15 protein-coding genes and 1 pseudogene are annotated in these 23091 nt (G+C 36.7%); 14 read left to right on the plus strand and 2 right to left on the minus strand.

Annotated features, from left to right (window positions below):
• Positions 1-555 precede the first annotated feature (555 nt).
• The 7 genes from ACU52_RS08830 to ACU52_RS08860 all read left to right on the plus strand — a co-directional run bounded on the left by ACU52_RS08830 (position 556) and on the right by ACU52_RS08860 (position 7764).
• Complete coding sequence (locus ACU52_RS08830; protein WP_053398588.1) at positions 556-1158, plus strand: riboflavin synthase; 603 nt, start codon at positions 556-558, stop codon at positions 1156-1158.
• 140 nt (positions 1159-1298) lie between these two features.
• A complete protein-coding gene (locus tag ACU52_RS08835) occupies positions 1299-2624 on the plus strand; it encodes a TolC family protein (protein WP_053398540.1) in 1326 nt (441 codons plus the stop codon).
• A gap of 9 nt (positions 2625-2633) precedes the next feature.
• On the plus strand, positions 2634-3821 hold the full coding sequence (locus ACU52_RS08840) for an efflux RND transporter periplasmic adaptor subunit (protein ID WP_021854203.1): 1188 nt from the start codon (positions 2634-2636) through the stop codon (positions 3819-3821).
• A gap of 11 nt (positions 3822-3832) precedes the next feature.
• A complete protein-coding gene (locus tag ACU52_RS08845) occupies positions 3833-4600 on the plus strand; it encodes an ABC transporter ATP-binding protein (protein WP_021854204.1) in 768 nt (255 codons plus the stop codon).
• A gap of 118 nt (positions 4601-4718) precedes the next feature.
• Positions 4719-5957 carry an ABC transporter permease gene (locus tag ACU52_RS08850; protein ID WP_053398541.1) on the plus strand — a complete coding sequence of 413 codons (1239 nt, stop codon included), beginning with the start codon at positions 4719-4721 and terminating at the stop codon, positions 5955-5957.
• Positions 5958-5999: 42 nt separating this feature from the next.
• Entirely contained in the window at positions 6000-7079 is a 1080-nt protein-coding gene (locus ACU52_RS08855; protein ID WP_082335225.1) for a sensor histidine kinase, read from the plus strand.
• Complete coding sequence (locus ACU52_RS08860) at positions 7051-7764, plus strand: LytR/AlgR family response regulator transcription factor (protein WP_021854207.1); 714 nt, start codon at positions 7051-7053, stop codon at positions 7762-7764. Before ACU52_RS08855 ends, ACU52_RS08860 begins: the two co-directional genes overlap by 29 nt.
• Before the next feature lie 230 nt (positions 7765-7994).
• On the opposite strand, the gene ppdK is transcribed toward ACU52_RS08860, so the two are convergent.
• Positions 7995-10715 carry a pyruvate, phosphate dikinase gene (ppdK, locus tag ACU52_RS08865; protein WP_053398543.1) on the minus strand — a complete coding sequence of 907 codons (2721 nt, stop codon included), beginning with the start codon at positions 10713-10715 and terminating at the stop codon, positions 7995-7997.
• 1002 nt (positions 10716-11717) lie between these two features.
• On the opposite strand from ppdK, the gene ACU52_RS08870 reads away from it, so the two are divergent.
• The 7 genes from ACU52_RS08870 to ACU52_RS08900 all read left to right on the plus strand — a co-directional run bounded on the left by ACU52_RS08870 (position 11718) and on the right by ACU52_RS08900 (position 21767).
• On the plus strand, positions 11718-13217 hold the full coding sequence (locus tag ACU52_RS08870; RefSeq protein WP_021855493.1) for a glutamine synthetase family protein: 1500 nt from the start codon (positions 11718-11720) through the stop codon (positions 13215-13217).
• Between the two features lie 456 nt (positions 13218-13673).
• On the plus strand, positions 13674-15098 hold the full coding sequence (gene rlmD, locus ACU52_RS08875; RefSeq protein WP_053398544.1) for a 23S rRNA (uracil(1939)-C(5))-methyltransferase RlmD: 1425 nt from the start codon (positions 13674-13676) through the stop codon (positions 15096-15098).
• Between the two features lie 80 nt (positions 15099-15178).
• Positions 15179-16264, plus strand: coding sequence for a porin (locus tag ACU52_RS08880; protein WP_053398545.1), 1086 nt, complete (start codon positions 15179-15181; stop codon positions 16262-16264).
• Positions 16265-16277: 13 nt separating this feature from the next.
• Positions 16278-18479: a sodium-translocating pyrophosphatase gene (locus ACU52_RS08885; protein WP_053398546.1), complete on the plus strand. Its 2202-nt coding sequence runs from the start codon at positions 16278-16280 to the stop codon at positions 18477-18479.
• Between the two features lie 255 nt (positions 18480-18734).
• Positions 18735-19766, plus strand: a complete 1032-nt coding sequence (gene gap / locus ACU52_RS08890) for a type I glyceraldehyde-3-phosphate dehydrogenase (protein WP_021855489.1) — start codon at positions 18735-18737, stop codon at positions 19764-19766.
• Between the two features lie 111 nt (positions 19767-19877).
• Entirely contained in the window at positions 19878-20792 is a 915-nt protein-coding gene (gene miaA, locus ACU52_RS08895; RefSeq protein WP_082335230.1) for a tRNA (adenosine(37)-N6)-dimethylallyltransferase MiaA, read from the plus strand.
• A 39-nt stretch (positions 20793-20831) separates the two neighbouring features.
• Positions 20832-21767 (plus strand): diacylglycerol/lipid kinase family protein, encoded by a 936-nt coding sequence (locus tag ACU52_RS08900; RefSeq protein ID WP_053398547.1) that lies wholly within the window; start codon positions 20832-20834, stop codon positions 21765-21767.
• 264 nt (positions 21768-22031) lie between these two features.
• Here ACU52_RS08900 and ACU52_RS08905 read toward each other — a convergent pair.
• Positions 22032-22903 (minus strand): annotated as a pseudogene (locus tag ACU52_RS08905) (sigma-70 family RNA polymerase sigma factor).
• Positions 22904-23091: the final 188 nt, after the last annotated feature.

Below are 23091 nucleotides of genomic sequence, written 5' to 3' on the forward strand. Positions count from 1 at the left end.
ATTTTATTTTTTAATGTTTTGTGATATTGAATTTTATTTTGTCGGGTCATTTTATTTGGCTGTACATAAGGTGAGTGATTAATGCATGTAAGGGAGTAGTTCAAGCAAGATAAATGATTTATAATGAAATGCTTGTGACTAAGGACGTATTCTATTCAGTCTAAAATAAATGTTAATGCTATGTATTGTGGAATACTAAAAGTTTTTTGCTAATGAAAAAGTATTATATGCTAATTCATAAAAATCGTATTGAAATATTTGCAGCATTGAGAATAAATATGTAATTTTGCATCATCAAAAGATGTAAATACAGACCGTATTAGTTCGATCGGGATACTCATCAAATTAAAACTGAAAACCGAGAAGACTTCTTTTGCTAATGGCGGGCCACAATATCTTATGGTATAGCTGTAAAGCCGGTGGATTACAAAGGCGGAGAGCTCTCAAATCCTTATATTGCTCGGAGTTTCATCACATCACTGGTACGGTCTTTTTCAGTATAAAGGGCAGGATTGTATCCTGCCCATATTGTTTAATTTAAAAGTTATCATTATTATGTTTTCTGGAATTATAGAAGATATGGCTATAGTGTCTGCAATTGAAAAAGATAAAGATAATGTAAATTATACATTCAGATGTTCTTTTGCAAATGAATTGAAAATAGACCAAAGTGTTTCACATAATGGCGTGTGTCTTACTGTTGTGAACCTTGATAATGATGAGTATACTGTTACAGCCATGAAGGAGACATTGGAGCGTTCAAATCTTGGCTTGTTATCTGTTGGTGATAAAGTTAATGTTGAACGTTCAATGATAATGAATGGACGTCTTGACGGGCATATTGTGCAAGGCCATGTTGATATGACGGCTGAATGTATTAATATTGAAGACGCCAACGGCAGTACTTATTTTACGTTTAAATATCCGTTTGACAAAGAGATGGCTCGTCGTGGATATTTTACAGTAGATAAAGGTAGTGTAACGGTAAATGGTGTTTCTCTTACTGTATGTAACCCGACCGCGGACACATTTCAGGTCGCGATAATTCCTTATACATTTGAACATACAAATTTTTGTGATATTAAATTAGGAAGTAAGGTCAATATCGAGTTTGATATTCTTGGGAAGTATATAGCCAGGTTAAGTTCTTTATCATAATTAAATAACTTTTGTTAAGACTTTTGGCGAAAATCGACAAAATGGATAATTGTCTCTACTAAGTAGTTACATATATCCATTTTGTTTTTTATGTATTTTTTTCTTCTTATTTTTGCATACAGATTATTTAATGCAAGGATATGAAGATAACAAAATTTTTTATGATCGGTGCATTGTTTTTGACACCTGCGATAGCGTTCGCTGGCGAGGTAAAACAGTGGACTTTAAAGGAATGCATTGATTATGCGATTAAGAACAACATAAAGATACAAACCGGTATCCTTTCTGTTGCATCTACAAAAGAAGATGTTAAAGAGGCAAGCGCAAGTCTTTTTCCGTCATTGTCGTTTTCAACTACTCATCAGGCCGGTTATCAACCTTTTTTAAGTGGTGATAAATCTCAAACGGATAAAGGTAGCTATGCTGGCGATTATGGATTAAATGCAACTTGGACTGTATGGAATGGAAATAAAAATCATAACAATATAAAATTGCAGAAGATAACAAGCCAGCAGGCCAATTTAAGCTTAGAAGAAAATGTTAATAGTATTCAGGAGCAGATCGTCCAGCTTTATGTTCAGATTTTATATGTCAGCGAAGCTGTTGATGTAAACGCTCAAATACTTGAGATAAGTAAACAGAATGCGGCAAGGGGAAAGGAAATGTATGATGTCGGCTCGTTGTCAAAAGCTGATTTGGCTCAACTTGATGCGCAGGTCGCTACAGATGAGTATAATCTTGTAAATATTAAAGGTGAATTAGAAGATTATAAGCTTCAGATGAAAAACCTTCTTAGGTTAAACTATGATTATGTTTTTGACATAGCATTGCCTAGTTCAACAGATGAACAGGCTCTTGGAGTTATACCTTCTGCAAAAGAAGTCTTAGATAATGCTCTTTCGCTTCGCCCGGAAATGCAAAATGCAAAATTAGGTGTTGAGGCCAGTAATTTGGATATTGAGATTGCTAAAGCTGGTTATAGTCCCACAATAAGTCTTTCTGGAGGAGTGGGGACAAACACGCTAACAGGTATCGGGCAAAATTGGGCAAATCAAATGAAAAGCAATTTTAATGGTTCGCTAGGCGTCACCTTAAGTATACCAATATTTGACAATCGTTCAACTAAAACAGCAATTAATAAGGCAAAGATGGGGCTTCAGCAATCAGAGCTTGAAGTTGCAGATGCTCAAAGTAATCTTGCTTTAACAATTCAAGGATTTTGGATAAATGCGATGACAAATCAACAGCGTTTTAGGTCGGCACAAGTTAGTGTTAGTAGTGCAAAAGAAAGTTATGGGCTTTTAAGTGAACAATTTCGTTTAGGTCTTAAAAATATTGTTGAGCTTACTAATGCAAAAACAGTATTACTTAATGCTCAGCAGAGTCGTTTAGAGAGCAAATATATGACCATTCTTTATTTGCAACTACTTAATTTCTATAAAGGTGAAGAAATGAATTTAATATAACCCGGTAAAATGAAGAAAAAGATTATCATTAGTTTGGCAGTCGTTGTCATTATCGTTGTTTGTTGCAGCTTGTTTTTCTGCGGCAAAGGAAAGCATGAGATTTCATATGACACTGCTGTAGTTGGTGTGAGCAATATTTCTAATAGTGTTACAGCGACAGGTACGATAGAGCCTGTGACCTCTGTTGACGTTGGTACACAGGTCTCTGGTATAGTTGATAAAATCTATGTCGATTATAATACTGTTGTAAAAAAAGGACAGGTTATAGCTGAACTGGATAAGACAAATCTTATCAGCGAGTTAAATATTGCAAAGGCTAATTTGAGCGATGCAACTAGTAACTTGCGTTACCAGCAGGCTAATTATAAACGCTATAATGCGCTATATAAAAAAGGTCTAATTAGCGCTGATGATTATGAGAATGCATTATTGTCATACCGTCAGGCACAAGATGCAGTCAGACAGCAAAAAGAGAGCGTTCAGAAAGCTCAGACTAATCTTGGATATGCTACTATCACATCACCAATTGATGGAGTCGTACTGTCAAAAGAGGTTGAAGAAGGGCAGACTGTTGCGGCTAGCTTTGAAACTCCTACATTGTTCACTATTGCAAGAGATCTTACGGACATGAGAGTGATTGCAGATGTTGATGAAGCTGATATTGGTGATGTTAAAGAAGGAGAACGCGTTTCTTTTACAGTTGATGCTTATCCGGATGACACTTTTTCAGGTACCGTTACTCAGGTTAGGCAGGAGGCCACGACAACTAATAATGTCGTTACTTATGAGGTGGTAATTAGTGCTCCTAATAAGGATTTAAAGTTAAAACCAGGTCTTACTGCCAATGTTACAATTTATACACTTGAGAAATCTAATGTGTTGAGTGTCCCGAATAAGGCATTAAGGTTTACTCCTACAAAGGAACTGATAGGAGATGCTGTAATAAAAGATTGTAAAGGCAGTAAAAAAGTTTGGACATTTAGTAATAATGTTTTTGAGGCTCATCCTGTAACTGTTGGAATCAGTGATGGAATTAATACAGAGTTGCTTGGTGGTATCAAAAAAGGTGCAAAAATAATAACAGAGATAAAAGTCGGTATGGGCAATGGGGGCAATGCTGTTCCGCCATCTGAGGCTTCAATGCAGGAGTCTAGTCCGTTTGCTCCAAAAGGGCCTGGTCAAAACAAGAAAAAATAATTAATAAGGAAATGTCAGATATTAATTCAGATAATCGTAAGGTAGTCATTGAACTTCAGAATGTGTTTCGTGATTTTCATGTTGGTGATGAGACTGTACATGCCCTGCGAGGTGTATCTTTTAAAATATATGAAGGAGAATTCGTTACCATAATGGGTAAGTCTGGTTCTGGTAAATCAACTCTTCTTAATCAATTAGGATGTCTCGATACTCCTAGTCGTGGTGAGTATTATCTTGACGGCATATCTGTACGTAAAATGAAAAAGCCGGAAAGGGCTGTATTGAGGAATCGCAAGATAGGCTTTGTATTTCAAAATTATAATCTTTTGCCAAAGACAACCAGTATAGAGAATGTTGAGCTTCCTTTAATGTACAATCCTGGTATTAGTGCAAAAGAACGTCGTGAGCGTTCAATAGAAGCTCTGAAAGCTGTAGGATTGGGCAATCGTCTTTATCATAAGTCAAATCAGATGTCTGGAGGTCAGATGCAACGTGTCGCCATTGCGCGTGCATTGGTCAACAATCCTGCTGTTTTACTTGCAGATGAGGCTACAGGAAATCTTGACACGCGCACGTCTTTCGAGATATTGGTCCTATTCCAAAAATTGCATGCAGCAGGAAGAACTATTATTTTTGTAACGCATAATCCTGATATTGCGAATTATTCGAGTCGGAATATAGTCCTTCGTGATGGTATTGTAAGAAGTGATGAAGTTAATAATAATATTCTTTCTGCTGCTAAGGCTCTTGCAGAGCTGCCGCCTTCTCGAGATGATTGATTTATTTATATGGTGAGATTAATTCGTATTTATATGGGCTTGGACTTTCATATAATGTAGATTTATCGTACCTTTGGGAAATTTAAAAGCTGAGGTTTAAAAAGAGATTAAAGAACAAATGAGTATAACCAATTTATTTAAGATAGCATTACGTGCGATAGCAGCAAACAAGCTGCGCTCTTTTCTTACGATGCTTGGTATAATAATTGGTGTGGCATCGGTTATTACCATGTTGGCAATAGGACAGGGCAGCAAGCAAAGTATACAAAAACAAATATCCGAAATGGGGTCAAATATGATAATGATTATGCCTGGGCAGGATATGCGTGGAGGTGTGCGACAAGAAGCTTCTTCAATGGAAACGCTTAAATTGACAGATTATGAAGCACTAAAAGATCAATGCAAATATATTAGTGCAATAAGTCCTGTAGTAAATAGTTCTGGCCAGTTTATCAATGGTAATAACAATACACCATCAACGATATATGGAGTGAACCAGGATTATTTGACAATACGAAAATTGGACGTTGAAGACGGAGAGATGTTTTCAGATGAAGATATAAAGTCTAGTGCAAAAGTTTGTGTTGTTGGAAAAACTGTTGTTGATAATCTTTTTCCTGATGAATCTGATCCCGTAGGGAAGGTTATACGTTTTAACACGATTCCTTTTCGTATTGTAGGTGTCCTGAAAAGTAAAGGATACAATTCTATGGGTATGGATCAGGACGATTTGGTGCTTGCGCCTTATTCGGCTGTTATGAAACGTATACTTGCTATAACCTACGTACAGAGTATTTCATGTTCTGCTCTTACTGAGGACTTGACAGATAAAGCTACAGAAGAAATTACATCGATTTTACGTTCTCAGCATAAACTAAAGGATGCCACAGATGATTTTGAAGGCGATGAGGATGATTTTAATATACGTTCTCAAGAAGAGTTGGCTACCATGATGAACTCAACGACAGACCTAATGACAATCTTGTTGGCATGTATTGCAGGCATATCTCTTGTCGTAGGAGGTATTGGAATAATGAACATCATGTATGTCAGTGTTACTGAACGTACTCGTGAAATCGGTTTGCGTATGAGTGTCGGAGCAAGAGGGGTAGACATCCTGAGCCAGTTCCTCATAGAGTCAATTCTTTTAAGTGTTACTGGTGGATTAATTGGGGTACTCATTGGTATCGGTGCTACTTTTGGAGTAAATATATTTGCCAAATGGCCAGTGCTTATACAGCCTTGGAGTGTATTCCTTAGCTTTTTTGTCTGTACGGCAACTGGAGTTTTCTTTGGATGGTATCCGGCCAAGAAGGCTGCTCAACTTGATCCGATAGAAGCTATTAGGTATGAGTAGGCTAATATGAATTGATTAAGAAATTAGAATTGATTGGAAACTATGAGCAAAAAGAACGCATTCTTAATTATTTTTCATCTGTTTTGTTGGATTATCGTTGCCTTGCCTTCGGTTATCTTTGTTCCACAGCGCATACAGTATGATGCCGTGATGTATCTTATCCGCTTGTGTTTTCCTGCGTTTATGTGCGTCATATTTTATCTTAATTATTTTTGGCTTGCTCCACGTTGCATAATTTCAAGTCGTCGAAAAAATGTTTATATTGTAATTAACGCTTTTGTTATTACAATATTGGCGATATGTATGCAATTTATGATGGATTATATACATATACGTGAGATGGAGGCTGGTTGGACGCCACCACAACATGAACGCTTTACAAAAATGTCTGTATTCTTATCATTGACCATTCGCAATGGTTGTTCATTTGCTTTTTCTGCAGCAGTGGGAACCTTATTGTGTCTTGCGATGAAATGGCAAAAAGCCGAAGCCGCAAGACGCGAAATGGAAATACAAAAAACAGAGGCCGAATTAAAAAATTTGCGTAACCAAATTAATCCACATTTTCTGCTTAATACATTAAATAATATATATGCACTTATCTCTTTTGATCAGACAAAGGCACAGAAGGCCGTTCTTTCTTTGAGCGCTTTATTGCGTCAGATGCTTTATGGTACACAGAAAAATGCTATAACCTTGAAAGAAGAGGCTGATTTTATTACACATTATGTTGATTTAATGCGTATTAGAACAGGTGAAAACGTTAATATAAAATTAAATATATCCATACCGCCTTCTAATGATATATTCATTGCGCCGGTAATATTAATCTCATTAGTAGAGAATGCTTTTAAACATGGTATTAGTCCTACTATGACTAGCTTTATTTCAATCAATCTGTTTTCTGATGGTGAAAAAATTGAGTTTGAAATAAAAAACAGCAATTTCCCTAAAAATAATTCAGATAAAAGTGGTCATGGCATAGGTCTTAAGCAAGTTGCGAAACGTTTGGACCTTGCATATAAAGATAAATATGAATGGATAAAAGGTGTAGATGATTTAAATAAAGTATATTACTCTAAAATTATTATTTATGATATTAAATTGTGCGATAATAGATGATGAACCATTAGCAGCGAGATTGCTTGCCAGTTATGCAGAGAAGACTCCTGAATTAAAACTTACAGGAACTTATGATAGTGCTGTTTCTGCAATGAAAGTGTTAAGAAATAATCCTGTTGATTTGTTGTTCCTAGACATTCAGATGCCTGAACTTAGTGGGCTTGAGTTTGCTAATATTATACCGAAGGAAACTCGTATTATTTTTACAACGGCTTTTGACCGTTATGCTATTGATGGCTACAAGGTTAATGCTATAGACTATCTTTTAAAACCGATAAGTTATGAGCAGTTTGTTATGGCTGTCAATAAGGCTGTTGAATGGTTTAAGACAATGAACCGTCAGGAGACAATGTCTCAAGACAAGTTTTTGTATATTAAAAGTGAGTATAAACTAGTAAAGGTTAGATTTGATGATATCCTTTATATCGAAGGCCTAAAAGACTATATTAAAGTGTATCTTGTTGATAACAAGAAACCAGTATTGTCTCTTATGAACATGAAGAAGTTGGAGGATTTTCTTCCGCATCCGCCTTTTATGAGAGTTCATCGGTCTTTTATTGTCAATATGACAAAAGTGGAGATGATTGATCGTGGGCGCATCATTATTGGCAGTACGATTATTCCTGTTTCAGAAAGTTATAAAAATCAGTTCCAAAGTTTTATTGATAACCATATTTTGCAATAATAGACAGAAGGCTACTTGGGGATATTTATGTAATTTATATTTTAAATGATATACGTATTTATCCTTATGTGGGTGAAATTGTGGTAATGAAGAGCAGAATGACATGATAAGTTCCTTTATTCATGTGAATAATGCCCATGCTCATATTATTTTGAATACGAATGTACAATAAAGATAGGCGGCAAGTATATTACTTGCCGCCTATCTTTATTGTTAACTGTTTTTAGTCTTTATTCCTCAACAGCAGCTTGCGCGGCCGCAAGACGTGCGATAGGCACGCGGAATGGAGAGCAGCTGACGTAATTTAGGCCAACTTTATGGCAGAACTTAACTGATGAAGGTTCACCTCCATGTTCTCCACAAATTCCACATACAAGTTCAGGACGAGTTGCGCGGCCTTTTTCTACTGCCATCTTAACAAGCTGTCCAACACCATTCTGGTCGAGAACCTGGAATGGGTCAACGTTAAGTATCTTCTTGTCAAGATATACAGGCAGGAAGCTAGCGATATCGTCGCGGCTGTATCCAAATGTCATCTGTGTCAAGTCGTTAGTTCCAAAGCTAAAGTATTCTGCTTTCGCAGCAATGTGATCAGCTGTTAAAGCTGCTCGCGGTATCTCAATCATAGTTCCAACACGGAATGCTATTTCTATACCTTCCTCTTCGAAAATCTCTTTTGCCGTTTCACGAATGACCTTCTCCTGCATATCAAACTCATTGACGATACCGATGAGAGGCACCATGATTTCTGGTTTAGGATCAAATCCTTCTTTCTTTAACTGAACTGCAGCACCCAATATGGCTCTTGTCTGCATTGCCGTAATCTCGGGATATGTGTTGCCAAGGCGGCATCCGCGGTGACCAAGCATAGGATTGTGCTCACTTAGGCAGTTTACTCTCTGCTGAATCTCCTGAACGGTTATTCCCATTTCTTTGGCCATGATTTGCTGACCTTCAAGATCGTGGGGTACGAACTCGTGCAAAGGAGGATCAAGTAAGCGGATGTTGACAGGATATCCGTCCATTGCTTTCAATATACCATAGAAATCTTGTTTCTGATATGGTAAAAGTTTTGCAAGTGCTTTTTCGCGACCTTCAACTGTATCCGACAGAATCATTTCGCGCATTGCCTTTATCTTCTCATTTTCGAAGAACATGTGTTCTGTGCGGCAGAGCCCGATTCCGACTGCACCAAAATTACGGGCTACAGCTGCATCGTGCGGAGTGTCAGCATTTGTTCGTACGACGAGTTTTGTGTATTTGTTGCACAAATCCATAAGTGAAGCAAAATCACCTGTAACCTCTGCCGGCTTGGTTTTTACCTCACCAAGATAGATTTCACCTGTAGATCCGTTTATAGAGAGATAATCGCCTTCTTTAAGCATTACGCCGTCTATTTCAACTGTACGTGCTTTATAGTCAATATTCAAAGCTCCTGCACCAGACACACAGCATTTACCCATGCCTCTTGCAACAACTGCAGCGTGAGAAGTCATACCGCCTCTTGCTGTAACAATACCTTCTGCTGCTGCCATACCGGCCAAATCTTCAGGACTAGTTTCTATACGGACCATTATTACGCGCTTGCCGTCATCATGCCATTTTGCCGCATCATCGGCAAAGAAAACAATTTGTCCGCAAGCTGCACCAGGTGAAGCAGGAAGACCTCTTGTGAGTACCTTTGCGGTCTTTAATGCGTTCTTGTCAAAAATAGGGTGGAGCAGCTCGTCTAGCTTATTAGGCTCGCAACGTTTTAAGGCTGTCTTTTCATCTATTTCTCCTTCACGCAGCAGGTCCATCGCAATTTTAACCATTGCTGTACCTGTACGTTTTCCGTTACGTGTCTGCAGGAACCAAAGCTTTCCTTCTTGAACGGTAAACTCCATGTCCTGCATGTCATGATAGTGGTGTTCAAGCTTTTCCTGAAGCGCATTGAGCTGTGCATATATTTCAGGCATAGCTTCTTCCATTGACGGGTATTTAGATATTCGCTCCTCTTCAGAAATGCCTTGCTGCTTAGCCCATTCGATAGAGCGTGCCTTTGTTATCTGTTGAGGTGTGCGTATTCCGGCAACAACGTCTTCACCCTGTGCATTAACAAGGTATTCACCATTGAAACAGTTTTCTCCGGTGGCTGCGTCACGGCTAAAGCATACGCCTGTTGCTGATGTCTGTCCCATGTTTCCGAATACCATGGCCATAACAGTTACAGCAGTACCCCATTCTGCAGGTATTCCTTCCATCTTACGATAAAGGATGGCACGTTCATTCATCCAGCTGTCGAATACGGCACATATAGCTCCCCAAAGCTGTTCCATTGGGTCGTCAGGGAATTCCTTGCCTGTTTGTTTCTTTATAGCCTCTTTGAATAATTTGACAAGTTGCTTGAGTTCGTCAACAGTCATTTCATTGTCAAGAGTTATATTTCGTACAGCCTTTACCTTCTGAATTATAGCTTCAAACGGATCGATGTCTTCTTTGTTTACAGGTTTCATTCCTAAAACCACATCACCGTACATTTGTACAAAACGTCTGTAACTGTCGTATGCGAATCGTTCATTTCCGGTTTTCTTTGCCAAACCTTCAACAACCTTGTCGTTTAGACCGAGGTTCAAGATTGTATCCATCATACCAGGCATTGAAGCACGTGCTCCGGAACGTACGCTGACGAGCAGAGGATTCTCTACGTCGCCAAATTTGCTGTTCATCAAAGTTTCTATATGATGTACAGATGCTTTTACGTCGTCGCTTAAAAGTGCAACTACACTTTCTTTGCCTTTTTCAAAATATTCGTTACAAACATCTGTTGTAATAGTGAAGCCAGGAGGAACTGGCACTCCGATAAGGTTCATTTCGGCCAAGTTGGCACCCTTTCCGCCTAGCAGATTACGCATATCTGCTTTTCCTTCAGCTTTTCCGTTACCGAAGGTGTAAACTCTTTTTTCTGTCATATTAATTTATGGTTTTCATGTATATTTTTTATCCAAGATTTTTGTTATGTGCAAATATACTTAAATTTTATTAACTAACAAATTTTTTTCTCTGTTTTTAGGTACAATCAATATAATTTGTTTTGTAGATATGCGTTTATTATGTCATTTGGAAATTATTGTTTGCATACTCGTTTTTTTTGTAAACAGGCCATTTTACAAGTTTAATTATCTAAATGTTAAATAATGTAATTTGCGTGTGTTATATGGTTAATTGACAATTTGTAATGTATTTACTAAAAAATGGTCCAATGTGTTAGTTGCTGTGTGTAAGAATAATGGGATGAAATAGACTTTGCTTTACTTAATGTCATGGTTACGTTGGCGGTTTATGAATATTTTTGTGCGAAACTTGTGGCTTGTGTTTGATAATTAATCGCTTTTTAACATGTAATTCATTGGGTTTCGGACTCTAAATCAATATAAATTTATATGTAAAAGCATATGTTTGGCAATGTGTTTAATATGGATTTGTACTGTTTGATTCTTGTGTTTTTTGTAATGTGTTGATTTCCAGTGTGTTATTGAGTCTGAATTCCTGTGCGTTTTGTGGATGTAATTTGTTATATTAAGGTCTGTTACTGTTTTTTTTAGCTGTTCGTAAATCCAAAAAGTAAGCATGATGCAAATAAAAGTTTCAATGTGAAACTTAGGTGGCCGGCTGATAAATGTCAATTATGCCTTAGCAATGTGATTATATTTGAATGTATGCTAAAATAGAATTGGAAAATTTGTTTTACTAATTAAAATTTCTACCTTTGTAAAAGAATGTAAATGGGTATGGAGATGATATGGGTGCGCCCTGTTGTATGGGGCTTCCGCTCGATTCTGCACTTTATAATTGTAATTCTAAATATACCTTATTATATAAGGATAGCGGAAACAAAATAGGTGTAATGCCCTTTATAAATTTAATGTGATTATATTTTAAATCTAAATTACTTATATTAAACACTTTATTGTATGGATAAGACAATTGAAATGAATGCGAACCCACTAGTTGAGTTCCTGCGTAAACCTTCAAAATGCTTTACTAAAGCAGACATAATTGCATTTATACGTGAAAAGGGTATACGTATGATAGATTTTATGTATCCGGCTGAAGACGGACGCATAAAAACTCTAAACTTTATGATTAATGATTATGCTTATCTTGAAACTATATTAACAGACGGCGAGCGAGTTGACGGTTCTAGCTTGTTCCCTTCATTTATAGAGGCAGAAAGTAGTGATTTGTATGTAATACCACGTTTCCGCACTGCATTTGTAAGTCCGTTCTCAGAGATTCCTACTTTGTGCATGTTATGCTCATTCTTTGACAAGAATGGTGAACCATTTGAATGTTCTCCTGAACGTACATTGCATAGAGCAGCAGCAGCGTTTGAAGAGTCTACAGGCATGACTTTTGAGGCGATGGGCGAATTGGAATATTATGTTATAGCAGATGACAATGGAATGTTCCCTGCTGTAGATCAGAGAGGATATCACGAATCAGGTCCTTTTGCAAAGTTTAATGAGTTCCGTAAGCAGTGTATGGCATACATTGCTCAGACTGGCGGACAAATCAAGTATGGACATTCTGAGGTTGGAAACTTTACTCAGGATGGAAAAGTTTATGAGCAGAATGAAATAGAGTTCTTGCCAAACCCTGTAGAAACAGCAGCTGATCAGTTGGTGTTGGCAAAATGGGTAATCAGAAATCTTGCACAAATGAATGGGCTTGATGTTACTTTCGCTCCTAAAATAACTGTAGGAAAGGCCGGCTCAGGTTTACACATACATATGCGTATGATGAAAGACGGAAAGAACTGCATGATTAAAGACCACAAGCTTTCAGAAGAGGCTAGAAGAGCTATTGCCGGTATGATGATTTTAGCTCCATCTATTACAGCATTTGGCAATAAGACATCTGTGTCATACTTCAGATTGGTTCCTCATCAGGAAGCGCCAACAAATGTTTGTTGGGGTGATTGCAACAGATCTGTACTTGTGCGCGTTCCCCTTGGATGGACTTCTGGCCGTGACATGTCTGTTCAGGTTAACACTCTTGAAGCAGAAGCTAATAATGATACAACTCTCAAACAGACTGTTGAGATGCGCTCACCTGACGCTTCTGCAGATATATATCAGCTTATGGCAGGTTTGTGCGTAGCATGTAGATATGGCTTGGAGATGGAAAAAGAAGAGGCCTTACAGATTGCTACAGATAAGTATGTCGGAATTGATGAAGCTAAAAAAGGTCTGTCAAAATTTGAGCAGCTTCCTGATTCATGTGTAGCTTCTGCAAAATGGCTTGAGAAGCAGCGTGGATTATATGAGGACAAAGGTGTCTTCTCTGCAAGAATGATAGATGGTATCATTAGAGCTTTAAACAAACAGGATGACTCTAACTTGCGTGAGTCTGCAGAAAAGGATAGCAAACTGATGCAGAAGTTAGTTGAGTCTTCTTTCTATTGCGGATAATTTATAGATAAGCAAGTTTAGCTATTTTTAGTATAAAGGCAAATATCTTTAGATGATTTCAGATTATCATTTAAGGGTATTTGCTTTTTTATTCTGACATAAAGTATTTTGGGCGTTAGGATATATTCCGTTCGGGTGTATTTTGATTATATTTGTTATAATTAAGTAGTGTTCTGATGATGGCGCTTAGCAGGATTGTACTCGCCTAAATTGTTATGACATTTAGTGCTATTCATGTAAAGTTTTAATCATACACACATTTGTGTATGTCTTATTGACTTCTTTATTAATAAGGTAAATTGTTATTTTCTTAATTTTTAGATTATACGTTGTTGTATTTTAAAAATATCAGTTAACTTTGCATAATAATTATATGCATGCGTATAAATATGGGCTGGTTCGGGCCGCTTTATTAATATGTATGTGAGGTGTTGCATTACATTAATTAATATTAAAATGAGCAGAAAGAAAAAATCACTACCGGTTTTAGAAAATATAACAATAACTGATTATGCAGCAGAGGGGAAAGCTTTGGCAAGAGTAAATGAACTTGTCGTGTTTGTCCCATTTGCTGTTCCTGGTGACGTTGTTGATTTGCAGGTGCGGAGAAAGAAACATAGCTATTGTGAAGCAGAGATAATAAGATTTATAAAATATAGCGAAAGGAGGGTTAAGCCATTCTGTCAACATTTTGGAATTTGTGGAGGATGTAAATGGCAGAACATACCATATGATGAGCAGCTTAGAATGAAACAAAAGCAGGTCTATGATCAGTTGACTCGTATTGGTAAAGTTAATCTACCGGAATTCAATCAGATATTAGGCTCTGTTAAAACCCAAGGCTATCGTAATAAATTGGAATTCGGCTGTTCGAATAGACGATGGCTAACTCAAGATGAAATAGCTTCAGGTTCGGATTTTACACAGATGAATGCTGTTGGATTCCATATAACAGGTGCGTTTGATAAAATTTTGCCGATAGAAAAATGTTGGTTAATGGATGATCTGCAAAATAAAATCAGAAATGCAATCAGAGACTATGCCTATGAACATGATATCGTATTCTATGATATCAGGAAACAATGCGGGTTGTTGCGTGATATTATGGTCAGAAACTCTGATACAGGTGAGTGGATGGTTTTAATACAATTTCATTATGAAAAGGATGAAGATGAGGTTATTGCCAAAAACTTACTTCAGCATATTGCAGACAGTTTCCCTGAGATAACGTCGTTGTTATATGTTAATAATCAAAAAGGTAACGATACCTTTAATGATTTAAATATTGAAGTGTTTAAAGGTAATGATTATATATATGAAACTATGGACGGCTTGACATTTAAAGTCGGAGCTAAAAGTTTTTATCAGACAAACACGAAGCAGGCCTATCATCTTTATTCTGTAGTACGTGATTTTGCAAATCTTACAGGTAACGAACTTGTTTATGACTTATATACAGGAACAGGAACGATTGCTAATTTCGTTTCTAGATATGCTAAACGTGTTATAGGTATTGAATATGTTCCGGAGGCTATTGAGGATGCTAAAATTAATTCTGAAATAAATAACATATCTAATACCTTATTCTTTGCAGGTGATATGAAAGATATATTAACAGAATCGTTTATATCTGAAAATGGTACTCCTGATATAATAATTACAGATCCTCCTAGAGCAGGAATGCATCCTGATGTGGTTCAAACTATAATTAAAACAGCTCCAAAGAGAATAGTGTATGTAAGTTGTAACCCTGCAACACAGGCACGTGATTTATCTCTTTTGGATAATTTGTATGAGGTCGTTGCTGTACAGCCTGTAGATATGTTCCCGCATACGCCTCATGTTGAAAACGTCGTGTTATTAAACAGACGTGTAAATTAAATTTTGATGATAAGGTTATACCTTCATTTTATATGTTGTGTGTGAATTATTAGCTTTTATAGGTTTAAATTTATAGAAAATTGAAAAGAATAATATCATTTTTTGTATTTTGTGCGATTATTTGCAATGTGTGTGCGCAAAAGAAAGAAGTGTTTAGTATGCCTAAGTTAAGCGGTTATGCAATTGGGCAATATCAATATTCTGGTAAATATAATTCAGAAAGCAATACTTTTAGTTTACGAATGGTTAGATTGTCTTTGGACGGACGTATATTAAATGACTTTGCATATAAACTCCAGGGACAAGTTAATGGAAATACAACAACTCTTGGTGAAAGTCCGCGAATCGTTGATGTCTTTATTGAATGGCAGAAATATGATTTTATCAAGATAAAAGTAGGACAGTTTAAACGTCCGTTTACGTTTGAGAATCCTATGAATCCCATTGACCAGGGATTTATGAGCTATGCTCAAAATGTGACTAATCTTTCGGGATTTAATGATAGAACAGGTGAACATTCATCGAATGGTCGTGATATTGGAATACAATTACAAGGTGATTTACTAAAAATAAAAGAAGGGAGGGCACTGTTACATTATCAGATCGGTGTGTTTAATGGCCAGGGTATAAATACGAAGGATGTAGATAACCAGAAGGATATTATTGGGGGATTGTGGGTTATGCCAATATCTGGTATGCGTTTGGGAGCATTCGGGTGGACTGGTTCATATGCACGTAAAGACAATAATGGAATAAAAAGTTTATCTAAACGTCGCTATGCCATTAGTGGTGAGTATGTTACAAATGACTGGACTTTCCGTTCTGAATACATACACTCTACAGGATATGGCTTTAAAACTGTTTATAATGATAAAACAAATTTAAGTGAAACTGAAGTAGATTATGAAAAAGGTAATAAGGCTGATGGATTTTATGCATTAGCTATAGCGCCAATAATAAAAAATAAGTTTCATGTAAAAGCTCGTTATGATATGTATCGGCCAAGTGCAGAATGGAATAATAGCAAGACATATTATGAAATTGGTGCAGATTATGAATTCGTAAAGAATTTGAAGATTTCAGCAGAATACATATTGGTTAATGACCGTTCTTTAGAAAAACATAATTATAGTATGATTGATACACAGTTATCATTCAGATTTTAAAAAATGTAATACCATGAATATACCGTCAGTATTTTGGATTGTGCCTTTCGCATCTGTTTGTGCGTTAATAATGGCTTTTTATTTTTATAAGTCAATGATGAGAGAAGATGAGGGCACAGAAAGAATGAGAGAAGTTGCAGGGTATGTAAGAACTGGTGCAATGGCATATTTAAGACAGCAGTATAAAGTTGTAATAATTATATTTGTTGTTATCAGCCTGATATTTGCATTTATGTCTTATGTACTACACGTGCAAAATCCATGGGTACCGTTTGCATTTATTACAGGCGGTTTGTTTTCTGGATTATGTGGCTTCTTTGGCATGAAGACAGCTACATATGCATCGGCACGTACTGCAAATGCAGCTAGGCATAGCCTTAATAAAGGATTAAAAATTGCATTTCGGAGTGGAGCTGTGATGGGTTTGGTCGTTGTTGGTTTAGGCCTTATGGATATAGCATTGTGGTTTGTCATATTAAATGCATTTTATGATGGTGAAGCCAATGCTCTTGTTACAATTACGACAACAATGCTTACATTTGGTATGGGTGCGTCTACTCAAGCCTTGTTTGCCCGTGTTGGTGGAGGTGTTTATACTAAAGCTGCAGATGTTGGTGCAGACCTTGTCGGTAAGGTTGAAGAAAACATACCGGAGGATGATCCGAGAAATCCGGCAACAATTGCAGATAATGTAGGCGATAATGTCGGTGACGTTGCAGGAATGGGTGCTGATCTATATGAGAGTTATTGTGGCAGTATCTTAAGTGCTGCTGCATTGGGTGCCATGGCTTTTGGGGTTAATTATGAAATGCAGCTTAAAGCAGTTATAGCTCCAATGCTAATAGCGGGTGTTGGAATATTTTTATCTTTAATCGGCATTTTTGTGGTTAAGACAAAGGACAATGCTACAATGAAGGATTTGCTGCATTCGTTAAATTTAGGTACAAACGTTTCGGCTGTTCTTATTGCAGTTGCATCATTTTTAATCTTGTATTTGTTAAAAGTTGAAAATTGGATCGGACTTTCGTTTTCTGTAATTAGTGGACTTCTCGCAGGTGTTATAATAGGAGCAGCAACCGAGTTCTATACAAGTCAAAGTTATGGTCCGACAAAGGATGTGGCTAAGTCTTCCGAAACGGGATCAGCAACAGTAATTATTAAAGGTATAAGCACAGGAATGATTTCTACCATGATTCCTGTAATTACAATTTCTGTTGCTGTAATGTTAAGTTATTTGTGTGCGAACGGCTTTGACATGTCTATGAATTCAGAAAGTATTTCTAAAGGACTATATGGTATAGGTGTTGCTGCTGTCGGCATGCTTTCAACTTTAGGTATAACATTAGCGACGGATGCTTATGGCCCTATAGCAGATAATGCAGGTGGTAATGCCGAGATGTGTGGATTGGGAGAAGATGTAAGAAAAAGGACCGATTCACTTGATGCTTTAGGAAATACTACAGCCGCAACAGGAAAGGGATTTGCTATAGGAAGTGCAGCATTGACTGCTCTCGCTTTATTGGCGTCATATATTGAGGAAATAAAAATAAATATGGTAAGAGCGGCTAACGAAGGTGTTGTCTTTATTGATAATTTAGGAAATGTTTTTGAACCTAAAAATGCTCAGCTGTTAGATATGATAAGTTTCTTCCAGGTTAACCTCATGAACCCAAAGGTTTTAATAGGAATCTTTATTGGTGCTATGTCTGCATTTATATTCAGTGGTATCACGATGGGAGCTGTTGGACGTGCAGCAGGTTCAATGGTAGAAGAGGTTAGAAGACAATTCAGAGAGATAAAGGGTATCTTGGAAGGTATAGCAACTCCGGATTATGGCCGATGCATACAAATTTCTACAAAGTCAGCTTTGCGTGAAATGATATTGCCTTCTTTATTGGCTATAGCTATTCCTGTGTTAGTAGGTATAGTTCTAGGTGTTTCCGGCGTTCTGGGACTTTTAATAGGTGGAATGTCCACTGGATTTACTCTTGCTATTTTTATGTCAAATGCTGGAGGGGCATGGGATAATGCTAAGAAAATGATTGAAGAAGGTAACTTTGGCGGTAAAGGTTCTTCTTGTCATAAGGCGGCAGTTGTAGGTGATACGGTTGGTGATCCTTTTAAGGATACTTCAGGTCCCTCTTTAAATATATTAATTAAGCTGATGTCGATGGTTAGTATTGTGATGGCAGGTCTGACAGTAGCCTTAATTTAGAAACTCGACATGTCAAAATGACACTAATAATTAGTCGATTTTGTACTTTCGGCCAATCGTACCCAATATTTTATATAATTTAATAATATGAAATAACTTTATTATAAAAAAATAATGTAACTTTGCGGGCGAAAAAAGAAAGGCCGTATTTAATGCGGACACTTGGGAGTAATTAACGTTGATTAGACAGCGCTTTTAACAAACATTAGGTATAATTATTTAAGGAAATTATTTTAACCCTTTAAAATAAAAAAGATGATTAAAATTGGTATTAACGGATTTGGCCGTATTGGTCGTTTCGTATTCCGTTCAACTCTTGAAGAGGCAAACAAGAACGATGTAGTTGTAGTAGGTATCAATGACCTTCTGCCTGTTGATTACATGGCATATATGCTGAAGTATGATACAATGCACGGCCAGTTTGACGGTACAATTGAAGTTGACACTGCAAAAAATGAATTGATAGTAAACGGAAACCACATCCGTGTTACAGCTGAAAAAGACGCTGCTGATCTTAAGTGGGATGAAATCGGTGCAGAATATGTTGTTGAGTCAACTGGTTTCTATCTGACAATGGACCGTGCAGAGAAACACCTTCAGGCTGGTGCTAAATATGTTGTTCTTTCTGCTCCTTCAAAGAAGGGTGAGGACGGACGTCAGGCTGATATGTTCGTTTGTGGTGTTAATACAGATAAATATGCTGGCCAGCAGATTGTTTCAAATGCATCTTGTACAACAAACTGTCTCGCTCCTATAGCAAAGGTACTGAATGACAAGTTCGGTATTGAGAACGGTCTTATGACAACTGTTCACTCTACAACAGCTACACAGCGTACAGTTGACGGTCCTTCTTTGAAGGATTGGCGTGGTGGCCGTGCTGCTGCAGGAAACATCATACCTTCTTCTACTGGTGCTGCTAAGGCTGTAGGTAAGGTTATCCCTGAGCTTAACGGAAAACTTACTGGTATCTCTATGCGTGTTCCTACTTTGGATGTTTCAGTTGTTGACTTGACTGTTAATCTGAAGAACTCAGCAACAAAAGAGGATATCTGCAAAGCAATGAAAGAGGCTTCTGAAGGTGAACTGAAAGGTATCTTAGGATATACAGAAGATAAGGTTGTTTCTTCTGACTTCCTGGGTTGTCCTTTGACATCAATCTTCGATGCTGATGCAGGTGTTTATCTTACAGATAAATTTGTAAAAGTTGTTTCTTGGTATGATAATGAGATTGGTTACTCACACAAGGTTGTAGATCTCATCAAGATTATGAAGAAGCACAACGGATAATTGATACTTGATTATAATTTGATAAAAAAACCATTCGACATTGTCGGTATGGTTTTTTTTATTAATTTTGTACAGACTACAGTATCATTAAACTTTATATTGCATAAAAATATGATAACCATTTTAGGTCCGACTGCATCAGGAAAGACATCGTTTGCGGCTGCTTTAGCTGCAGAAATTAATGCTGAAATAATTAGTGCAGACAGTAGACAAGTTTACCGTAATATGGATATAGGTACGGGTAAGGATCTTGACGATTATAAAATTGGTGATAAGCTTATAAAGTATCATTTAATTGATATTGCTGAACCTGGTACAAAATATAATTTATTTGAATATCAGAAGGATTTCTATAATGCATACAATGATATTATAGGGCGAGGAGTCACACCGATATTATGTGGTGGAACAGGATTGTATATTGAGGCTGTGTTGAATGGATATAAGTTGTTGCCTGTGCCGGAGAATAAGGAACTCCGTTTGGAATTAGAGAAGAAGGATTTGGATGAGTTGACAAAATTACTTATACAGCTAAAAAGAGACAATAAGTCTAATATGCATAATTCTACCGATATTGATAATAAGAAGCGGGCGATACGGGCAATCGAAATTGAAACATATTATAAAAATTGCCACAATCTTGAAGAACGTAATATTCCTCCAATTGACTCGTTGATTTTTGGAATTGAAATAGATAGAGATTTACGGCGCAAGCGAATAACAGAGCGGCTATTGCAGCGCCTTAATAATGGCATGGTAGATGAGGTTAAGATGTTGCTCGACAGAGGTATTTTGCCTGAAGACTTGATTTATTATGGACTTGAGTACAAATATGTCACCAAATATTTGATAAATGAAATAACTTATGATGATATGTTCCGTTCATTGGAGATTGCGATACATCAGTTTGCTAAGCGTCAAATGACATGGTTCAGAGGCATGGAAAGAAGAGGATTTAAAATACATTGGATCGATTTTTCACTTCCGATGGAACAAAAAATTAAATATGTAAAAAGCTATTTATAATTAATAGTCTAATTATTTACTATAAAATAAGATTATAATATGTCAGGTGAAGATAATCGTTGGGGAATATTATATTGTCCGAAACATGGTATAACGGCATCTAAAAAGAGATGGGCAAAAATTGAGAACTGCTTGAAGGATAATGATATAAAGTTTGATTTTGTCCAAAGTGAGGATCAAAGCAGTGTTACAAGACTTATTAATATGTTTATAAACAATGGATATAAAACCATTGTAATTGTTGGCGGTGATTCTGCATTAAATGACGCAGTAAATTGTCTTATGTCTGTAGATTCTTCTATACGTGAAAAGATATGTTTGGGTTTGATACCTAATGGACTGATGAATGATTTTGCTCATTACTGGCAATTGAAAGAAAACGACGTTAATCAGATAATCGGATGGATAAAACAGCGTCGTGTTAGGAAAATTGATTTGGGCTGTATTCATTATACAAACTCAGAAGGAGATATTTGTCATAGATACTTCTTGAATTGCGTTAATATTGGACTCATTTCGGCAATAATGAACTTGAGGCAGCGCACACACAGACTTTTTGGCTCCAGAACACTGTCTTTTCTGTTTTCATTAATTTTGATGATTTTTCAACGTTTGGATTATAAAATGTCGTTAAAAATTAATTCGGATATTATTAAAAGGAAAATTATGACAGTGTGTATTGGGAATGCGTCTGGTTATGGTCAAACTCCCAATGCTGTTCCATATAATGGTCTCCTTGATGTTTCTGTTGTTTACCATCCGGAGATGACACAGCTTTTTGAAGGATTTTATTTGTTATTTACAGGTAAATTTCTCAATCATCATAGCGTACATCCTTATAGAACTAGAGAAATTATCGTTAATGAAGCGGTTAAGGCAATGGTGAGTATTGACGGTCGGTTAATGAAAACACCGGTCGGCTCATATAAAATTACTGTTGAACAAGAAGTTATTAATTTTCTTATTCCGGCATGATGTCGTACTGTAATTTGCTCGTCTAAAGTATTGACATTTGACTATATTGTGACTTAGATTAAAAACCATAGGTTTATGGGGCAGAATTCAGTGAGTTTTATCTTGAAATACACTGAGTTTTATAATGGAAACCATTGACTTTTGTTTTGACTATAGTTATGTAAAAATGATAGGGGGTAGTTGTAAACAATAATGCCAAAATAGTGAGTAAATATATTAATCTCCTATTTTAGCATTAAAATATTATTAGTGTGAAAAATATGCTTATCCTAAATATTTTATTAATATTTTTGCATTTCCACTTTCACGCAATTTCGCGATACTTTTTTCTCTAATCTGACGTACGCGCTCTCGTGTTAAACCTAATTGGTCACCGATTTCTTCAAGACCTTTCTCATGGCATCCGATACCAAAGCATTCGCGTATAATGGTTATTTCACGCTCTTTCAGAACTTTGCTTAATACTGTATTAAGCTCTAGTGCCATTGATTCATGATCAACGTGTCTGTCTGTTCGGCTGTCATCTCCGCTAGGCATTACGTCAAGCATGCAGTTGTCTTCACCATCCTGAAATGGAGCATCAATACTAACATGATGACCGTCAGCTGCTAAAGATTGGCCAATTTTGCTTCATCAAGTTTTGTTACTTCTGATAGTTCTGAAACAGATGGATGACGCTGGTTTTCCTGTTCGAACTTGTTTATTTCATGATTGATCTTATTTAGAGAGCCAACTTGATTTAATGGCAGGCGGACAATACGGCTTTGTTCAGCAATAGCCTGCAAAATGCTTTGACGAATCCACCATACTGCATAAGAGATAAATTTAAATCCGCGAGTCTCGTCAAACTTTTGAGCTGCTTTAATCAGACCAATATTACCTTCATCTATAAGGTCGGTTAATGTGAGTCCCTGATGTTGATACTGTTTAGCCACAGATACAACGAATCTCAGGTTTGCTGTTACAAGTTTGTTTTTAGCCCGTTCGCCTTCAGGTCCGCCTTTTTTTATTTTCTGAGCTAACTCTATTTCCTCGTCAATTGAAATTAAAGGAGCTCTACCTATTTCTACAAGATATTTATCCAAGGCTTCACTTGAACGGTTGGTAATACTTTTCTGAATCTTTAATTGTCTCATCTATTTGCCTTATATTTTGTAAGTATCTGATTTTCAAGCCAATAGCTTGATTGTTTCTGAAAACGCTGCAAAATTACAAAAAATATCAATACGTTGTACCGTTCTGTGGTTAAAAAATAATAAATAATAACATTAAAGTGTTCTTTCTACGCTTAAATAAAGTTGCAAAAATGTAATGTAATTTTATT

This window comes from Xylanibacter rarus (assembly GCF_001275135.1).
Lineage (GTDB): Bacteria > Bacteroidota > Bacteroidia > Bacteroidales > Bacteroidaceae > Prevotella > Prevotella rara.